Annotated in this window: 12 protein-coding genes, 1 tRNA gene and 1 pseudogene; 11 read left to right on the forward strand and 3 right to left on the reverse strand. The window is 68.9% G+C overall.

Annotated elements, in window-relative coordinates; all coding sequences use genetic code 11:
• Positions 1 to 79 precede the first annotated feature (79 nt).
• The 9 genes and pseudogenes from infC to OV427_RS45025 all read left to right on the forward strand — a co-directional run bounded on the left by infC (position 80) and on the right by OV427_RS45025 (position 9,241).
• A complete protein-coding gene (infC, locus tag OV427_RS44985; RefSeq protein ID WP_267863581.1) occupies positions 80 to 820 on the forward strand; it encodes a translation initiation factor IF-3 in 741 nt (246 codons plus the stop codon).
• Between the two features lie 90 nt (positions 821 to 910).
• Entirely contained in the window at positions 911 to 1,117 is a 207-nt protein-coding gene (gene rpmI, locus OV427_RS44990) for a 50S ribosomal protein L35 (RefSeq protein ID WP_267862407.1), read from the forward strand.
• Between the two features lie 89 nt (positions 1,118 to 1,206).
• Positions 1,207 to 1,554 (forward strand): 50S ribosomal protein L20, encoded by a 348-nt coding sequence (gene rplT / locus OV427_RS44995; protein WP_164002318.1) that lies wholly within the window; start codon positions 1,207 to 1,209, stop codon positions 1,552 to 1,554.
• Positions 1,555 to 1,719: 165 nt separating this feature from the next.
• On the forward strand, positions 1,720 to 2,769 hold the full coding sequence (gene pheS / locus OV427_RS45000; protein WP_267862408.1) for a phenylalanine--tRNA ligase subunit alpha: 1,050 nt from the start codon (positions 1,720 to 1,722) through the stop codon (positions 2,767 to 2,769).
• 64 nt (positions 2,770 to 2,833) lie between these two features.
• Positions 2,834 to 5,248 (forward strand): phenylalanine--tRNA ligase subunit beta, encoded by a 2,415-nt coding sequence (gene pheT / locus OV427_RS45005; protein ID WP_267862409.1) that lies wholly within the window; start codon positions 2,834 to 2,836, stop codon positions 5,246 to 5,248.
• Between the two features lie 93 nt (positions 5,249 to 5,341).
• Positions 5,342 to 5,620 (forward strand): annotated as a pseudogene (locus OV427_RS45010) (integration host factor subunit alpha); the annotation flags it as partial.
• A 204-nt stretch (positions 5,621 to 5,824) separates the two neighbouring features.
• A tRNA-Pro gene (locus OV427_RS45015) sits at positions 5,825 to 5,901 on the forward strand.
• A gap of 254 nt (positions 5,902 to 6,155) precedes the next feature.
• Positions 6,156 to 7,589 (forward strand): O-antigen ligase family protein, encoded by a 1,434-nt coding sequence (locus OV427_RS45020; protein WP_267862410.1) that lies wholly within the window; start codon positions 6,156 to 6,158, stop codon positions 7,587 to 7,589.
• Positions 7,586 to 9,241: a cyclic peptide export ABC transporter gene (locus OV427_RS45025; RefSeq protein WP_267862411.1), complete on the forward strand. Its 1,656-nt coding sequence runs from the start codon at positions 7,586 to 7,588 to the stop codon at positions 9,239 to 9,241. Before OV427_RS45020 ends, OV427_RS45025 begins: the two co-directional genes overlap by 4 nt.
• Positions 9,242 to 9,281: 40 nt before the next feature.
• On the opposite strand, the gene OV427_RS45030 is transcribed toward OV427_RS45025, so the two are convergent.
• Entirely contained in the window at positions 9,282 to 10,589 is a 1,308-nt protein-coding gene (locus OV427_RS45030; protein WP_267862412.1) for a glycosyltransferase, read from the reverse strand.
• An 86-nt stretch (positions 10,590 to 10,675) separates the two neighbouring features.
• Here OV427_RS45030 and OV427_RS45035 point away from each other — a divergent pair, with 86 nt between their 5' ends.
• The gene (locus tag OV427_RS45035) at positions 10,676 to 11,560 is read left to right on the forward strand and encodes a glycosyltransferase family A protein (RefSeq protein WP_267862413.1); all 885 of its coding nucleotides are present in this window, start codon (positions 10,676 to 10,678) and stop codon (positions 11,558 to 11,560) included.
• 122 nt (positions 11,561 to 11,682) lie between these two features.
• Entirely contained in the window at positions 11,683 to 13,413 is a 1,731-nt protein-coding gene (locus tag OV427_RS45040) for a DUF6798 domain-containing protein (RefSeq protein ID WP_267862414.1), read from the forward strand.
• A 6-nt stretch (positions 13,414 to 13,419) separates the two neighbouring features.
• Here OV427_RS45040 and OV427_RS45045 read toward each other — a convergent pair whose 3' ends face one another.
• Together OV427_RS45045 and OV427_RS45050 are read right to left on the reverse strand one after the other, a co-directional pair.
• Positions 13,420 to 14,769: a glycosyltransferase family 87 protein gene (locus OV427_RS45045; RefSeq protein WP_267862415.1), complete on the reverse strand. Its 1,350-nt coding sequence runs from the start codon at positions 14,767 to 14,769 to the stop codon at positions 13,420 to 13,422.
• 59 nt (positions 14,770 to 14,828) lie between these two features.
• Positions 14,829 to 16,127, reverse strand: a complete 1,299-nt coding sequence (locus tag OV427_RS45050) for a glycosyltransferase (RefSeq protein ID WP_267862416.1) — start codon at positions 16,125 to 16,127, stop codon at positions 14,829 to 14,831.
• Positions 16,128 to 16,238: the final 111 nt, after the last annotated feature.

Genomic DNA, 16,238 nt, shown 5'->3' on the forward strand with positions numbered 1-16,238 from the left:
GTGCGGCACGGCCAGGCCGGGCGGGTCTTGACTCCGCGTCCCACCTGGGTATCGTGCCGCGCTTTCGGAGGATTCTCCTATCGTTCGCGACCAAAGAACGAACCGTCGAATCCGTGCTCGTGAAGTCCGAGTCGTAGGCTCGGGGGGCGAGCAGCTTGGCGTATTGCCCATCGAAGCAGCGCTGGAACGCGCCCAGTCAGAGGGGATGGACCTCGTCGAGGTCAACCCGATGGCGAAGCCGCCGGTCTGCAAGATCATGGACTACGGCAAGTTCAAGTACGAGGAGAAGAAGAAGGCCTCCGAAGCGAAGAAGAAGCAGGTCGTGGTTCACCTCAAGGAGGTGAAGCTCCGCCCGAAGACGGAGGAACACGATTACGAGTTCAAGGTCCGGAACGTCCGCCGGTTCCTGGAGGAGGGCAACAAGGCGAAGGTGACCATCATGTTCCGCGGGCGTGAAATCACGCACAAGGAGCTGGGTGGGGCCATCCTCGAGGACGTGACGAAGGACCTGAAGGAAGTGGCGGTGGTGGAGCAGGCACCGCGCATGGAAGGGCGCCAGATGTTCATGATTCTGGCCCCCAACCCGAAGGTGGCGGCGAGGGCGAGGGAGCTGGCCCGGCAGCAGGCCGAGGCGGCGGCGAAGAAGGACGAGGGCAAGCCGGTGTCCGGCAGGCCCAACGAGGTGGTGGTGGACGGGGTGAGGCCGGAGGGCGCGAGTCGCCCGGCCGGTGGGCAGGGTGGGGGGCGACCCGCTGTGGTGGTCGCCCAGACGGTTGTCGCTTCGGAGGCGACAGCTTCCCCACCTTCCGAACCGAAATAGTGATACAGGCTGTCGGCTTCTGCCACGGCCCCGGATTGACAACGCCCGAGGCCGCACGCTGACGGCACTGAGTGAGGAAGGATCAGGACGATGCCGAAGTTGAAGACCCGCAGCAGCGCGAAGAAGCGCTTCCATGTGAAGAAGAGCGGCAAGGTCAAGCATGGCAAGGCCTTTGGCAAGCACCTCTTCACGCACGCCAAGACGCCGAAGCAGAAGCGCGGCAACCGTGGCACCGGCCATCTCCGCGACATGGACGCGAAGAAGGTCATCAAGGAGATGTTCCCCTACGGGGCCTGAGTGAGAGTGGCAGTTCGCGTGGCCTCGTCGGAGCGGCGGTACGCCTGAACCGGGAGGCTTCAAACTACGCAGTCGAGAGTGAGTGAATCATGCGCGTCAAAAAGGGTGTCAAGGCTCGTCGCCGTCGCAATAGGATTTTGAAGCTGGCCAAGGGTTTCCGCGGCCGTCGGAAGAACTGCTACAAGCGCGCCAACCAGGCGGTTGAGCGGGCGCTGGACTACGCCAGCCGCGACCGCATGCAGCGCAAGCGGGACTTCCGTCGTCTGTGGATCGTCCGCATCAACGCGGCCGCTCGCACGGTGGGCCTGTCCTACTCGAAGCTGATTGCCGGCCTGACCAAGGCGAACATCGGCCTCAACCGCAAGGTGCTGTCCGACATGGCCATCGCGGACCCCGCGGGCTTTGCGGCCGTCGCCAACAGCGCGAAGGCGGCCTGAGACACACGCCAGGCCCGTGAGGGTCGGCAATAAAACGGATGGGGTGGCGGCTTGAAGCCAGGGCCGCCCCTTCCGGGTGAGTGAACGGGCTGCCTCTTCGGGGCGGCCCTTTTTTTTGCCTCGCGCCTGAGTGCGCACGAGGCGTGTGAATGGAGGCGGAAGTCCATGCGAGATCGGTTGCTGGCGCTGGCGGAGTCCGCGCGGCGGGAAATCGGCGTCGCGTCCGAGGTGTCCGCGGTGGAGGCGCTTCGGGTCCGCTACCTGGGCAAGAAGGGCGAGCTGTCCGGAGTGCTGGGCGGCATGGGCAAGCTGCCCCCCGAGGAGCGACGGGCGCTGGGCGAGGTGGCCAACACCGTCAAGGCGGAGCTGGAGAAGCTCCTCGCCGAGGCGGTGCAGCGCGCCGAGGAGGCGGCGCTGGCGGCGCAGCTCAAGGGCCCCGGGTTGGACGTGACGTTGCCGGGGCGGACGGTGGCGCCGGGCAGCCGGCACCCGGTGTCCCGGACGATGGAGGAAATCGTCCGCACCTTCTCGAGGCTCGGCTTCGACGTGGCGAGCGGCCCGGAAATCGAGCTCGACTACTTCAACTTCGAGGCGCTGAACCTGCCGAAGGACCACCCCGCGCGGGACATGCAGGACACCTTCTACGTGGAGGAGGCCTCGCTGGGCCACGCGAAGAAGGCGGACAGCCCGGTGCTGCTGCGCACGCACACGTCGCCGGTGCAGGTGCGGTACATGCTCAACCGCAAGCCGCCCATCCGCGCGGTGATGCCGGGGCGGGTGTACCGGCGCGACTCGGACATCACCCACACGCCCATGTTCCACCAGGTGGAGGGCCTGCTGGTGGACAAGGACGTGACGTTCGCCGAGCTGAAGGGCTCGCTGGATGCGTTCGTGAAGGCGTTCTTCGGCTCGGACACGCGCACGCGCTTCCGCCCGTCCTTCTTCCCCTTCACGGAGCCGTCGGCGGAGGTGGACATCTCCTGCACCTCGTGCGGCGGGAAGGGGTGCCGGGTGTGCAAGCAGACGGGGTGGTTGGAGGTGCTGGGCAGCGGCATGGTGCACCCCAACGTCTTCACCTCCGCGGGGTACGACCCGGGCGAGGTGACGGGCTACGCGTTTGGCATGGGCGTGGAGCGCATCGCCATGCTGCGCTACCGCATCGACGACCTGCGGATGATGTTCGAGAACGACGCGCGCTTCCTCGAGCAGTTCTGAGTCCCGTGGGGGCGGCTGTGTCTCGCGCCCCCGTGTTCCAGCCGTTGGGCAAGAGGGTGGACCTGTGAAGATTTCGGTGAAGTGGCTGGGCGATTACGTGGCGCTGCCGCCGTCGGTGGACGAGCTGGCGCGCAAGCTGACCGCCGCGGGCCTGGAGATTGAAGGACTGGAGCGTCCGGGCGAGGGTCTGCGCGGTGTCGTGGTGGCGCAGATCAAGGAGTCCGTGCAGCACCCCAACGCGGACAAGCTGTCCGTCACGCAGGTGGACATCGGCGGGACGGCGCTGCTGCAGGTGGTGTGCGGCGCGAAGAACTACAAGGTCGGCGACAAGGTGCCGCTGGCCACGGTGGGCACGAAGCTGCCCAACGGCGTGGAAATCAAGCAGGCGGCGCTGCGCGGCGTGGACAGCTTCGGCATGCTCTGCTCTTCGAAGGAGCTGGGGCTGAGCGAGGAGTCCAGCGGGCTGCTCATCCTGTCCCCCGACGCGAAGGCGGGCGCCCCCATTGCCGAGGCGCTGGGGCTGGATGACGTGGTGCTGGAAGTGAATGTCACGCCGAACCGGCCGGACGCGCTCAGCCACCTGGGCGTGGCGCGCGAGGTGGGCGTGGTGACGGGTGCCGTGTTGAAGGTGCCCCAGCCGAAGCCGGCGGAGTCCGGGACTCCGGCGTCCGAGCAGGTGAAGGTCCGCGTGGACGCTCCGGAGCGCTGCCCGCGGTACGTGGCGCGCGTGGTGGAGAACGTCACCATCAAGCCGTCGCCGCAGTGGATGCAGGACCGGCTGAAGGCGTGCGGCGTACGCGCCATCAACAACGTGGTGGACGTCACCAACTACGTGAACCTGGAGTACGGGCAGCCGCTGCACGCGTTCGACCTGGACAAGCTTGGTGGGCAGGAAATCGTCGTCCGCACGGCGGGCAAGGGCGAGAAGCTCACCACGCTGGACGGCAAGGAGCGCACGCTCGACGTGGATGACCTGGTCATCGCGGACGGGAAGCAGGCGCAGGCGCTCGCGGGCGTCATGGGCGGCGGCGACAGCGAGGTGACGCCGGGGACGAAGCGCCTGGTGCTGGAGTCGGCGAACTTCCAGGGCTCGGGTGTGCGGCGGACGGCGAAGCGGCACGTGCTGCACACCGAGGCGTCGCACCGCTTCGAGCGCGGCGCGGACCTGGACGCGGTGGTGCCGGCGATTGACCGCGCGGCGCAGCTGATTGCCGAGCTTTCCGGTGGCACGGTGGCCCCGGGGCGCGTGGACGTGTACCCGGCGCCGAAGCCGCCGCGGCGGGTGACGCTGCGCTTCGCGCGGGTGGAGAAGGTGCTGGGCGTGGCGGTGGCGGAGCCGGAGGTGCGGCGCATCCTCGCGGCGCTGGGCTTCAAGGCGGTGGGGGAGGGGACGGGGCAGGTGACGTACGAGGTGCCCCTGGCGCGCGTGGACGTGGAGCGCGAGGAGGATCTGCTGGAGGAGGTCGCCCGCGTCTTCGGCTACGACAACATCCCCGCGAAGCTGCCGCGCGGCCTGGCGGAGCTGGCGCCGGAGCCCGCGCACGCGGAGGCCGAGCGGCGCATGCGCCACGCGCTGGCGGGGGCGGGGCTGGACGAGGTGGTGAACTACTCGTTCGTCGCGCCGAAGAGCCTGGAGGTGCTGGGCGTGAAGGAGCAGCCGGTGGCGCTGCTCAACCCGCTGAGCGCGGAGCAGTCGGTGATGCGCACCAGCCTGCTGCCGGGCCTGCTGGAGAACCTGTCGCGCAGCGTGCGGCACCAGGTGGAGTCGGTGACCATCTACGAGACGGGCCGGGCGTACTTCCGGGACCCGCAAGGTGGACAGGGCCAGCATCCGGCGACGCGCGAGGTGCACCGCGTGGGCGGCCTCGTGTGGGGCCTGCGGGGCGGCGGCCGGAGCTGGACACAGAAGGACGCGAGGGCGGACTTCTACGACGCGAAGGGCGCGGTGGAGGGAGTGCTGGAAGCGCTGCGGGTGGAGGGCGCCACCTTCTCGCCCGGAGAGCACCCGGCGTACCACCCGCGTGCCTGCGCGCAGGTGAAGACGGCGGACGGCACGGTGCTGGGCCACATCGGTGAGCTGCACCCGCGCGTGGTGAAGGCGCTGGGACTGCCCGAGGGCGTGTTCGCCTTCGAGCTGGACACGGAGCCGCTGTACGCGGCCGCGAAGCTGGTGCCCGCGTACCAGCCGCTGCCGCGCTTCCCGGCGGTGCTGCGAGACCTGGCCGTGGTGGTGCCGGTGGAGCTGGCGAACGACGAGGTACGACGGGTCATCCTGGAGGTGGGCAGGCCGCTCGTCGAGGAGGCGCAGGTGTTCGACGTGTACACGGGCAAGCCCATCCCCGAGGGGCAGAAGAACCTGGCGTACGCGCTGCGCTACCGCTCCGCCGAGCGGACGCTGACCGACGTGGAGGTCAGCGAGGCGCACCAGCGCATCGTCGAGCAGGTGAAGCAGCGGCTGGGTGCCGCGTTGCGAGCCTGAATTCCTGAGTGAAGTCAGAGGGTTGACACGTCTCCGGCAAGGCTGCAACAGTGCCTGCGCGTTCATCGCACCGAGGGCATCCCGAGGAATCGCATGACGAAGGCGGACATCATCGAGGGCGTCTACGAGAAGGTCGGCTTCTCGAAGAAGGAGTCGGCCGAGATCGTGGAACTCGTGTTCGACACCCTGAAGGAGACGCTGGAGCGCGGGGACAAGATCAAGATCTCCGGGTTCGGCAACTTCCAGGTGCGCCAGAAGAAGGCGCGCGTGGGGCGCAATCCGCAGACCGGGAAGGAGATCGAGATCTCGGCGCGCCGGGTGCTCACCTTCCGGCCGAGCCAGGTGCTGAAGAGCGCTCTCAACGGCGAGGCGGTGCCGGAGAACCACGCCGAAATCGACGCGCGCGAAGAGGCGGCGGCGGACGCGGCGGAGGCCCGGGGCGAGGACTTCGACGAAGAGGGAATGGAAGACGCGGAAGGGTGAGTTTTCCCACGGTGGCCTGCTGCTCTTGCTTGACCTGAGCGTCGAGCGGGGGCATAAGGGCGCACCGTTTCACGGCGGTTGCAGCAGCAGTGCCGGGGCGTAGCGCAGCCTGGTAGCGCACTTGCTTGGGGTGCAAGTGGTCGCAGGTTCAAATCCTGTCGCCCCGACCAACTGAAGGCCCTGGAGTTTCCGGTGAAAGCCGGTGACTCCAGGGCCTTCGACTTTTTGGGCTCCTGACTTCAGCGGCGGCAACACCGTCGTTCGGGACCGCTACAACCGGTGTTTCTGGTTCGTCGGCACAAACTTGTTTTACGGTAGTCCCTGGGAATTCAGGTAGGCTCGCGCCCTGATTCCTTGAGGACTTCCCTCCGTGATTGACACCTTGATGGCCGGTTCCGCCGCGCCATCGCGCGCTCGAGGCGCGATGGTCCGTGCCACGACAGCGCTGCTCGTCATGCTGTTCGTGGCGATCATCGTGGACCAGCTCGCGCACACCCGGCGGTTCTGGCTGCTCGCGGTGTTCCTGGGGCTGTTCCTCCTGTCCCGTAGCGGGATGAAGCGGCCCTTCTTCGCGCTGGCGTTCGCGATGCCCTTCCTTTCGCTCGGGACGAGCCCCGTGCTGTACATGATTGCCCCGACGCTCGAGATGACGGTCCAGGCCTTTCTCGTCCTGTGGCTGATCAGGGCCGCACAGGGCAGGGCGTCACTGCCGGAGGCGGGGCCCGTCGATGGCGCGCTGCTGCTGTTCCTGCTGCTGGCGACCGGGTCGGCCACTGCCGCAGCAACGGCCCGGGTGCTGGCCAGCGGAGATTCACTCTCCGGGCTGGGTCCGGCCGTCATCGCGTTCCGGACCTCTCCGTATGCTCCCCTGTTTCCCCTCCGCGAGCTCTTCATCTTCCTGGAGGGGATCCTCCTGTTCAGCTTCGTGCGGGCGAACCTCTCCCGTGAGGACCTGGAGCCCCTGGCCATCCTCCTGCTGGGGTCGGCGCTCGGGGTGTTGCTGGTCGGCGTCTTCATCCTCTGGAAGATCGACCAGACCGACTACTTCCACGGCGTGAACCGGGCGACCGGTGTCTTCTCGGGGCCGAACCAGTTTGGAACGTACCTGCTCATGACCCTTCCCGTGGCGGTGGTGCTTGCCCGCACCGCTCGGTGGCCGATGGCGCGTTGGCTGGCCCTCCTCGTCGCGGGGGGCGGGGTGGTGATGCTCTTTCTCTCGCGCTCGCAGGGCGCATGGTTGGCGGCCCTCGCGGCGCCGGTTCTCTCGCTGCTCTTCTTCCACCCCACCGTGACGCGCCCCATCCGCGGTGGGCGCCTGCTCGCAGCCGGCCTGCTCGTGAGCGCCGTGGCCCTGGGTGGCTTCCTGCTGGCGACGCGGACTCCCGAGCAGCTCAACGCGCTCTCCGACGGACGGTACTTCCTGTTCAGGGCAGGGCTCGGGATGGTCATCGAGAGCCCGCTCGTCGGCGTGGGGTTGGGCAACTTCTTCCAGTTCGTGGGGGACTTCTACCCGGCAGGCATCTCGGGGCGTGCGGCGAACGAGCATGCCCACAACATGTACCTCCAGCTCCTCGCGGAGCTGGGGCCGCTGGGGCTGGCGGCGTTCGTGCTGCCCATCGCGATGCTCCTGGCCCGCGCGACACGGCCCCCGGGCCAGAGCCCGCTGGGCCGGGCCCTGCTCGTGGGCGTCCTGGCCGTGCTCCTGCACTCACTCTTCGACTACACGCTGTGGATCGCTTCCATCTCGCTGATCTTCTGGATGTACCTGGGGGTGTTGGCCTCGGTGCTGGACGGCTCGGGTGAGCACGCTCCGGCGAGACGCCCGCGCTTCCTGGCGATACCGGTCAGGCGGACATGAAACTCCTCGCGCTTCTGCTTCGCACGTCACGGGGCAGCATCCTCCTGGCGACCTTCTTCGGGCTGCTCTCCGGGGCCTGCAGCGCGGGGCTCATCGGCCTCATCAACCATGTGCTCGCGTCCCAGTTCAGGGCCACCGCCGCCACGGCCCAGGGCTTCGTCGTGCTCGGCGGGCTGACGCTGGTGCTGCGCTTCGGCACCCAGGCCCTCGTCAACCGGATCAACAGCGATGCGCTCTTCGCGATGCGCGTGCGGCTGTGCCGCCAGATTGTCGCCACGCCGCTGCGCCAGATGGAGGAGCATGGCATCCCTCGTCTGCTGGCCGTCCTCACGGAGGACATCTTCGTCATCAGCACCGCGCTGGGCCTGCTGCCCCGGTTCCTCATCAACGCCGCCATCGCGCTGGGCTGCCTCGTGTACCTGGCCTGGCTGTCCTGGCCCCTGCTGCTCGGTCTGCTGGGCTTCATCGCGCTGAGCGCGGCCGTCTTCCGGCTGCTCAGCCTCGGCGCCTTCTCGGACCTGCAGCGCACGCGTGAGCTGCAGGACTCGCTGTTCAAGCAGCTCCGAAGCCTCACGGAGGGCATCAAGGAGCTCAAGCTGCACTACGACCGGCGCCAGGCCTTCCTCCACGAGGAGGTCGAGGAGACCGCCCGCACGGTGCGGACCCTCCAGATCCGCATCGGCAACACCTTCGCCGCGACCGGGAGCCTGGGAATGCTCCTGTCCTTCGTCTTCCTTGGAGCGCTCATCTTCGTGCTCCCCGGCCTGGGCTGGGTGGAGGCGCCGGTGCTGGTGGGCTACTGCCTCGCGGCCCTCTACCTGCAACAGCCCTTGCAGGCTGTCATGGAGACCCTGCCCATGCTGGGCCGTGGCGACATCTCGTTGATGAAGGTCCAGCAGATGGGCCTGTCACTGGAGGACTCCGCCGCGGGCTCGCGCGTGGACACCGACTCCCGGCCCGTGACGCGGAGCTCCTTCCGGAAGGTCGAGCTCGTGGGCGTTACCCATACCTATCGCCGGGAGGAGGCGGACGGGAACTTCTCGGTGGGGCCCATCCACCTGAGCCTCCAGCCCGGGGAGTTGCTCTTCCTGGTGGGAGGCAATGGCAGCGGGAAGACCACGCTGGCCAAGGTGCTCACCGGGCTGTACCAACCGGAGTCCGGACAGATTCTCGTGGACGGGCAGCCCGTCACGCCCACGACCCAGGAGTCGTATCGGCAGCTCTTCGCCGCGGTGTTCTCGGACTTCCACCTCTTCGAGCGGCTGCTGGGGCTCGTCTCCGAGGAGCACCTCCCCAAGGTGCAGGGCTACCTCGCGCGGCTCCAGCTGACGCGGAAGGTGCGCGTCGAGGAGGGCGTCCTGTCCACCACGGAGCTCTCCCAGGGGCAGCGCAAGCGGTTGGCGCTGCTCACCGCGTACCTCGAGGACCGCCCCATCTACCTCTTCGACGAGTGGGCGGCGGACCAGGACCCCACCTTCAAGGAGGTGTTCTACACGGAGCTCCTCCCGGAGCTGAAACGCAAGGGCAAGGCGGTGGTGGTCATCTCGCACGATGACCGGTACTTCCACGTCGCCGACCGTGTCCTCCGGCTCGACTTCGGCAAGCTGGAGTCCTCCGTCGAGCTCCCCCCCGCGCGCGAGCGCGTCTCCTGACGTGGAGCGCCCGCGGCCATTCACGGGTGGGGAGCGAGCCTCAGCCCACGCTCGCGCTCACGCCTCGGGGACGGGGCAGGAAGCTCTCGAGCGTGGCCGCATCCGCTTCAGCGGACTCCGCCTCGCGAAAGCGCAGGCTCATCTGCGCGAGCGCCCGGGCGTGGGCCGGACTGCCCATCACGGAGCCCAGCAGCGAGAGCAGGGTGTCGGCTGTCAGTGCGTCCACGGTGCCCTGGACTCCGAGCCCGTGGTGCACGACGAGCCGGCTCACGTCGGGCTGGTCGTCCTTCATGGGCAGCGCCACCATGGGCACGCCGAAGTAGATGCACTCCTTCACGCTGTTGAAGCCACCGTGGGTGACCATCGCCGCGGCCCTGCGCAGGAGCTGGAGCTGGGGCGCATGCCGCACGGCCACCACGCGGGCCGGACCTCCGTCGAACTCCGTCGGGTCGATCGCGGCCCCCACCGCGAGGACGAACTGCCATTCCGGCCGCCGTGCCGCTGCCTCACGCGCCACGTTCAGCACCTGGTGTGCCAGACCGGAGGAGGCCAGGGTGCCCAGCGAGAAGAAGATGAGCGGCCGGTCCCCCTGGAGTCGCTCCCAGGGAAAGTCTGGCTCCTGGCGCTCCAGGTCGATGGAAGGCCCCAAATGGTAGACGCGCTCCCGCCCCTCGGGAGTGCTCGGGGTGGCGAACGCCTCGGGGAAGAGCACCAGGTCTCGCAGGAGCGGGAGCTGGAAGGGTGGGAAGCCGACGGGCTCCATCGGGCAGCCATGCTTGAGCGCGAGCCGCCGGTGATACTCCTGGAAGCGCGGCACCAAGCCCAGCCGGGCGAGCAGGACCTCGCCCCAGCGCAGCACGCTCATTCGCGCGCTACTCCTCGGCCTTCCCGCGCCTGTCGGGAGCAGGTGCATCAGATGCGGCGGGAGGGTGGTGTTCAGGCGAGCCACCGGAACCCGGTGGCCGTGACACACGATGGGCAGGTCGATGACCCGGTCATCGCAGAGGACGAGGTCCGGGCGGAGGGCCTCGAGCAGCCGGTCGTATTCGCCGTCCAGCGCCGCCTGGAGCAGGGCATTGCGGCGCCGGACATGATCTCTCACGAGGCGGCGCAGTTCCCGGCCCCGGAGCTGGGAGGCATTGCTCGTGAGCTCCGCCAGCAGGCCCTTCGGGAAGATGTCACCGAAGACGGGCAGGAACTCGAAGCCCTCTGCCTGGAGCGCGGCTTCGACATCCGGCAGGGAGCAGTAGACCACCCGGTGTCCGCGCGCCCGGAGCGTCTTCGCGAGCCTCAGGGTGGGATTGACATGCCCGGCCAGCGGCAGCGGAGCGAAGAGGATTGTGGCCACGCGGCCTCCGAAGTGCCCCAACCAGCGTCCCGCCTGGGCTCGCGGGGACCGGCCGTTCTATACCCTGAACCGTGGAGCTCCGACACATGAAGGTGCCTCAGCCGTTCTTCCAGCTGGCGAACTCGCTCCTTCACCCCACGCAGTACGACACCCCTCTCCTGTACCCCTGGCGCACGCACTTCCTGCTGCGCTACCTGCGGTGGCAGCACAATGCCCGCTTCGGCGCGCGCGTCTCGCTGGAGGGCCCGCAGAAGCTCTGCGTCATCCTCCTGGCGTGGAAGCGGTTGCACAACATGCAGCCCATCGTCCGCAGCCTGCTCCGCGCGGACTTCGTCGACCGCATCATCGTCTCCAACAACAACCCCGAGTACAGGATCGCCGACTGGGTGACCCTGCGCGACGAGCGCCTCCGCCTCGTGGATCAGCCGAGGCGGCGAGCCCCGGGACTTCGCTTCGAGCTCGCCCGGGACGAGGGCGCCAGCTACTTCATGAGCATCGACGATGACGTCTTCCTGTATCCGGAGCAGGTGAAACGCCTCTTCGCCGAGCTGCTGGCGCGGCCACAGGCGCCGCATGGCATCCAGGGGGAGCGCTTCGTCGGGGATGTGACGGTCAGCCGGACGGTGCCCATGGCGCTCCGTCAGGGCTGGCAGGTGGCCATCCGCGACCGGGAAGAGCAGGTCGACGTCATCAACACCGTCTACACGTTCACCGCCGCGCACGTCGAAGCGCTGTACCAGCGGGCGCACAGGCTCGGTATCGACGTCGCGGAGATGAGCAACGGCGAGGACCTCCTGCTCAGCGCGAGTGGCACCGAGCGCCCGTACATCCACGATGTCGGCCAGGTGGCCGAGTGTCTCTCCTCCACCCAGATGGGGGTGTCCACCTGGCGGACGCGCGAGAACTTCTTCCGTGAGCGCACGGAGCTGTTCAAGGCGCTGCAGGAGCCGCGAAGCCGTGAGAGTGCGTGAGAGGCGCGCGCATTCCGGGGGAGGGGAAGGGGAGCCGCAAGCAGGGCCTCGCGAGTCGAGGCCCGGCCGGGAACCGGGGTGCTCAGGTCCGCACCCGTCACTGAAGCTCTGGGAGCGCAGCGATGCTGAATGAAGCCAGTCGGGAAGAGCGGATGGCGCTGTGGATGTGGGCGTCCTTCGGTGCCTTGCTGAGCCTGCAGGTGGCCGTCTGGTTGCTCCTCAACGGCTATCGGTTCGGCATCTTCGACCAATCCATCCACCTGCCGTACCTGCTGCGGGAGATGGACCCGTCCTTCCTGCGGGGGGACGTCCTGGTGGATGCCTATACGTACCACCCGTCGCTCTTCTGGCGGCTGCAGGCCCTGTTCACCTCGCTCGTTCCGGTGGAGACGCTCTATCTGGCCCTCCACGTCGTCTCGGTGGCGGCGATGCTGGCGGGGACGGCGGCCCTCGCGCGGGCCCTGCTTGCCCGGGAGCACGGGCCGTGGGCCGCGCTGCTCGCACCGTGCCTGGTGCTGCTCTCCAAGCCCACCATCGCCGCGATTCCGATGCTGGATCCGCTGGTGCTCAACCGGACCTTCGTCCTGGGGCCGCACCTGTTCGCGCTCGCGCTGGGCATCCAGCGCCGCTACCACGCGGCCCTCTTCATCGTGGGGCTGACCTTCCTCATCCACCCCACCACGTCGATGCACGTGGCCTTCCTCGTGTGGCTCGCGGCCCTGGCCGACCCCGAGCGCCGGCGGGCCGCGCTCACGGGGACGCTGGTGTGCCTCGCGGCGGCCTCGCCCCTGCTGGCCCTGATGCTGCTGAACCGCTCCTTCTCCGGCGTGCCCTTCCCGCCGCCACCCGATTGGATCCTGCTCACCCGGATGCTGCTCGGCCTGCACCACTACCCCAGCGAGTGGGGGTGGTACTCCTGGATGCTGGGGCTGGCGCCGCTCCTCGTTCTCGCCGGCGCCCTCCGGGCCCGCCGCTCGCGGCCGGTCGAAATCTACCTGGTGGGCATCGCCATCCTCTTCGTCGTGGGGACGCTCGGCGCGGAGGTGCTGACCATTCCCTCCGTGTTGCACCTGCACGTGCTGCAGAGCACCCGGCTGCTGAGCTTCCTCGCCGCCGCCTGCGGGAGCCGGTGGATTCTCGACACCTGGCCGGCCGGGGGCCACGGCAACGCCCGGGGCTGGGCGGTGGCCGTCCTGGTGACGCTGACCCAGTTCCCCATCCCGGGGTTGCAGCCGGTCATCCTGCTGGTGCTGCTCGGGGTGGTCCTCCTCAATCCGCCGAAGCGGGAGCTCGCCACGCGCGTGTCGCCCGGCGCCATCCTGCTCCTCACGCTCGTGCTGGGCGGCATCGTCTCGGGCGTGAGGCGCTACGTGCTGCATGCCCCGCCGGAGTTCCAGCCGCGGTTCGAGACGCTCCAGGGCGCCCGGTTGATGCACTGGGCCCGTGAGCACCTGCCCCGCGACGCCGTGGTCGCCATCCCTCCCTACCTCACGGAGCCGCTGACAGGGTTCCGCTATGGCACCGGCCGCTCCATCGTCGGCACCCTCAAGGATGGAGGCGAGGTCTCCTTCAGCATCGCCTTCATGAAGGACTGGAAGGAGCGCATCGAGGCGCTCTGCGACTGCAAGCCCTTCGTGGCGCCTGGCGGAGGGGGCCTCGCGCTGTACGGCGTGTTCACGCTCCCTCAGGTGGTGCTCGACGGCTACCGGAAGGCGGATGCCGAGCGCTTCCGCTCGTTCGCCACGCGGTTCGGCGCGACGCACGCCGTCGTCGAGGCGAAGGGCGCGACGCAGCCCGACCTGCCGCTCGAATACGAAGACGACGAGTTCAAGCTGTACCGCATCCGTCCCTGAGGGGCCCTACGGGGACGGCGGGGCGCTCAGGAGGGCGTCTCCGGACGGGGCCGCCTCCTCCGGGGCCTGAGCCCGCGCCAGGCGCAGCACCCGGGCGCTCGTGACGGCCCACACGACGATGGCCGCCAGGGAGCGCAGGGTGGCCACCGCCAGTGAGACGGGAGGCGATAGCGGACCGAAGACGAAGGGGTTCAGCGGCAGCAGGACAATCAGGAACGCCAGCACGGCCCGGGCCGTGGGGCTCGCTCCTGGCTCCAGCACGGCATGCCGCAGCAGCAGGAGCAGCGCCGGCAGCAGGAACACGAGGTGGTGCCCCCAGGAGAGGGGGGAGAGCTCGAAGGCCGCGCCCAACGCGAGGCAGAGCTCCGCGCTGGCGAGCTCGGAGGTCTGGGGCACGCGGCTGGAGCGCCACAGCACCACGGCCGTCCACCCCAGGACGAGGGCGCACAGGAGGCTCGGCACCGCGGAGGCGAGCCAGGGCGGGCCGGCCAGCGTGGGGAAGAGGGGGTTCTGGACGAGGAAGCGCGCCGTCATGCCCGGGATGCTCAGGTTCATGGGCCCGGCGATGGTTGGCAGTCCCCGCGGAACCTGGACGACGGAGCTGGCCCGGACGATGTGCTCGAGCCAGCCACCCCAGGCGTCGAAGGAGAACACCGCCGCGGACAGGCCCACGCCCAGGATGAGCGAGACGGTGGACGCCACGAGCAGTGACACCCGCCGGCGCAGGAGCACCGGCAGCAGCAACAGGCCGAGGTGCAGCTTGATGAAGACCACGAGCGCCGCGGCCAGGCCGCCCGCCGCCGGGGCCCGCCCGCTCCGGTAGACGTGCCACACGCCGACGACCAGCAGCATCAACAGGAGGTTGATCTGCCCGGCGCTGATGGTCTCGTACAGGGGCGCGAAGAGGAGGATGTATCCGGCGCTCGTCCACGCGAAGCGGCGCGAGCCGCCCTGACCCACCGTGCGCACCAGGAAGGCCATCATCGCCACCAGGGCCAGCAGGTTCAGCGCGAACAGCGCCCGCGCGGCGGGGAGCGGCTCCAGCCACTGCAGCGGTCCGAAGGCCAGCAGCGCCACCGGGGTGTAGAGGAACGGCGGCACCTCCATGCGGTCCGGCATCGAGCGCTCCCGCGCGGCCTGGAGCGCCCCGGCGCCATAGGGCGAGGCCTTCTCCACGAACGCCGTCCGGGCCGCCGCCCAGTACGACGAGAAGTCGATGTCCCGGTAGGGCTCCGGAATCACGAACGCCTTCACGGCGAGCAGGATGGCGACAAAGGCGATGAACGACAGCACCAGCGCCCACGCAGGCAGGAAGGGCCGCACCGCGCGCGAGGCAGTCACAGGCTTCTGGGTCAAAGGCATATGTCGTTTGTGTTGCGCAGGCCGGGGTCGAGCTGGGTTCGAAACGTCTGGGCTCAGGCGGAGACGGCGGCCCGGGGCGTCTGGCCAGGCTGGAAGCTCCGGAGGATGCCGTCGATGACCGCCGCGGTGCGCCCGGGCGCATCGGTCTCCTGGAACCGCGCCTGCATCCGGGTGACGGCGTTCCGGTAGGACGGATTGCCGAGCACCTCGTCCAGATGGGCCAGCACGCTCTTCGCCGTGAACTCCTCGGGCGGCAGGCAGGTCCCCACGCCGTGGTGCGCCGCGAGCCGCGCGATGGCCGGCTGGTCATGCTGCAGCGGCACCGCCACCATGGGGACGCCGAAGTAGATGCACTCCTTCACGCTGTTGGTGCCGCCATGGTTCACCATGACGTCCACCTTCTGCAGGAGCCGCAACTGCGGTGCGTGGCCCACGACGAGCGCATTCGCCGGGGCCGCGCCGAGCGTCTCGGGCGGCAGGGCTCCGCCCACCGCGAGCACGAAGCTCCAGTCCGGCCGCTGGGTGGCGGCCTCGAGCATGGCGTGCACCAGCCGTGGCGCCCTGGGCGTGGAGAAGGCCAGGGTCCCCAGCGAGAAGAAGACCAGCGGCCTGCCCTGGGGAATCCGCTCCCAGGGGAGGTCCGGCTCCTGGCGCTCCACGTCGACGAGCGGCCCCACGTGGTAGCGCTCTCCGGGGGCGTTCCTCCCCGAGCCGATGAACTCCTCGGGGAAGAAGAGGAGGTCCGCCATGGGGCGCCCATTCCGCTGGAGCGCGGCCATGTGCAGCCGTCCCGGGTAGCCGTACTTGCGGGCGAGCTGGTCGAAGTACCAGCTCATGCGGGGCGCCAGACTCAGCGCGGACAGGACGCGCTCCACGGAGCGGGGCGGCGGCTTGTGGACACGCCCTGGCGCTTCCGGAGGAAGCAGCTGGGGTGGCACCGTCACACTGAAGCGGACGGTGGGCACGCCCAGGCCGTAGGTGGCGGGAGGCATGTGACGCAGCTTCTCGTCGTAGAGAATCAGGTCCGGCCGCAGCGGCCCCAGCCGCCGCTCCAACTCCCCATCCAGCAGCGCCCGGAGCATTCCGTCCTGGCGCCGGACCTCCTGGCGCATCAGCTTCAGCAGCGCCAGCAGGTTGCCGGAGCGTGACGGTCTCGTGTCCAGCGAGCCGGTAGGATACGCGGCCTCGAAGAGCGGCTCGAAGGCGAACCCCTCCGCGCGCAGCCTCGGTCCCATGTCCGCCATGGACGCGTAGACGACCGAATGCCCCGCATCCCGCAGCGATTTCGCGAGCTTGAGTGTGGGATTGACGTGGCCCGGAACCGGGAGCGGGATGATGACGATGCTGGCCATGTAATCAACTCTCGCTGGAATAGCCGTATTTTTAATTTTCTATTAAAAAGACGGGTTTCCAGTTATTTCACGCTGTGAATGACTTCCGCCAGCCTTTTTCGCGAGTCACGG

The organism is Pyxidicoccus sp. MSG2, assembly GCF_026626705.1.
Classification (GTDB): Bacteria; Myxococcota; Myxococcia; order Myxococcales; family Myxococcaceae; genus Myxococcus.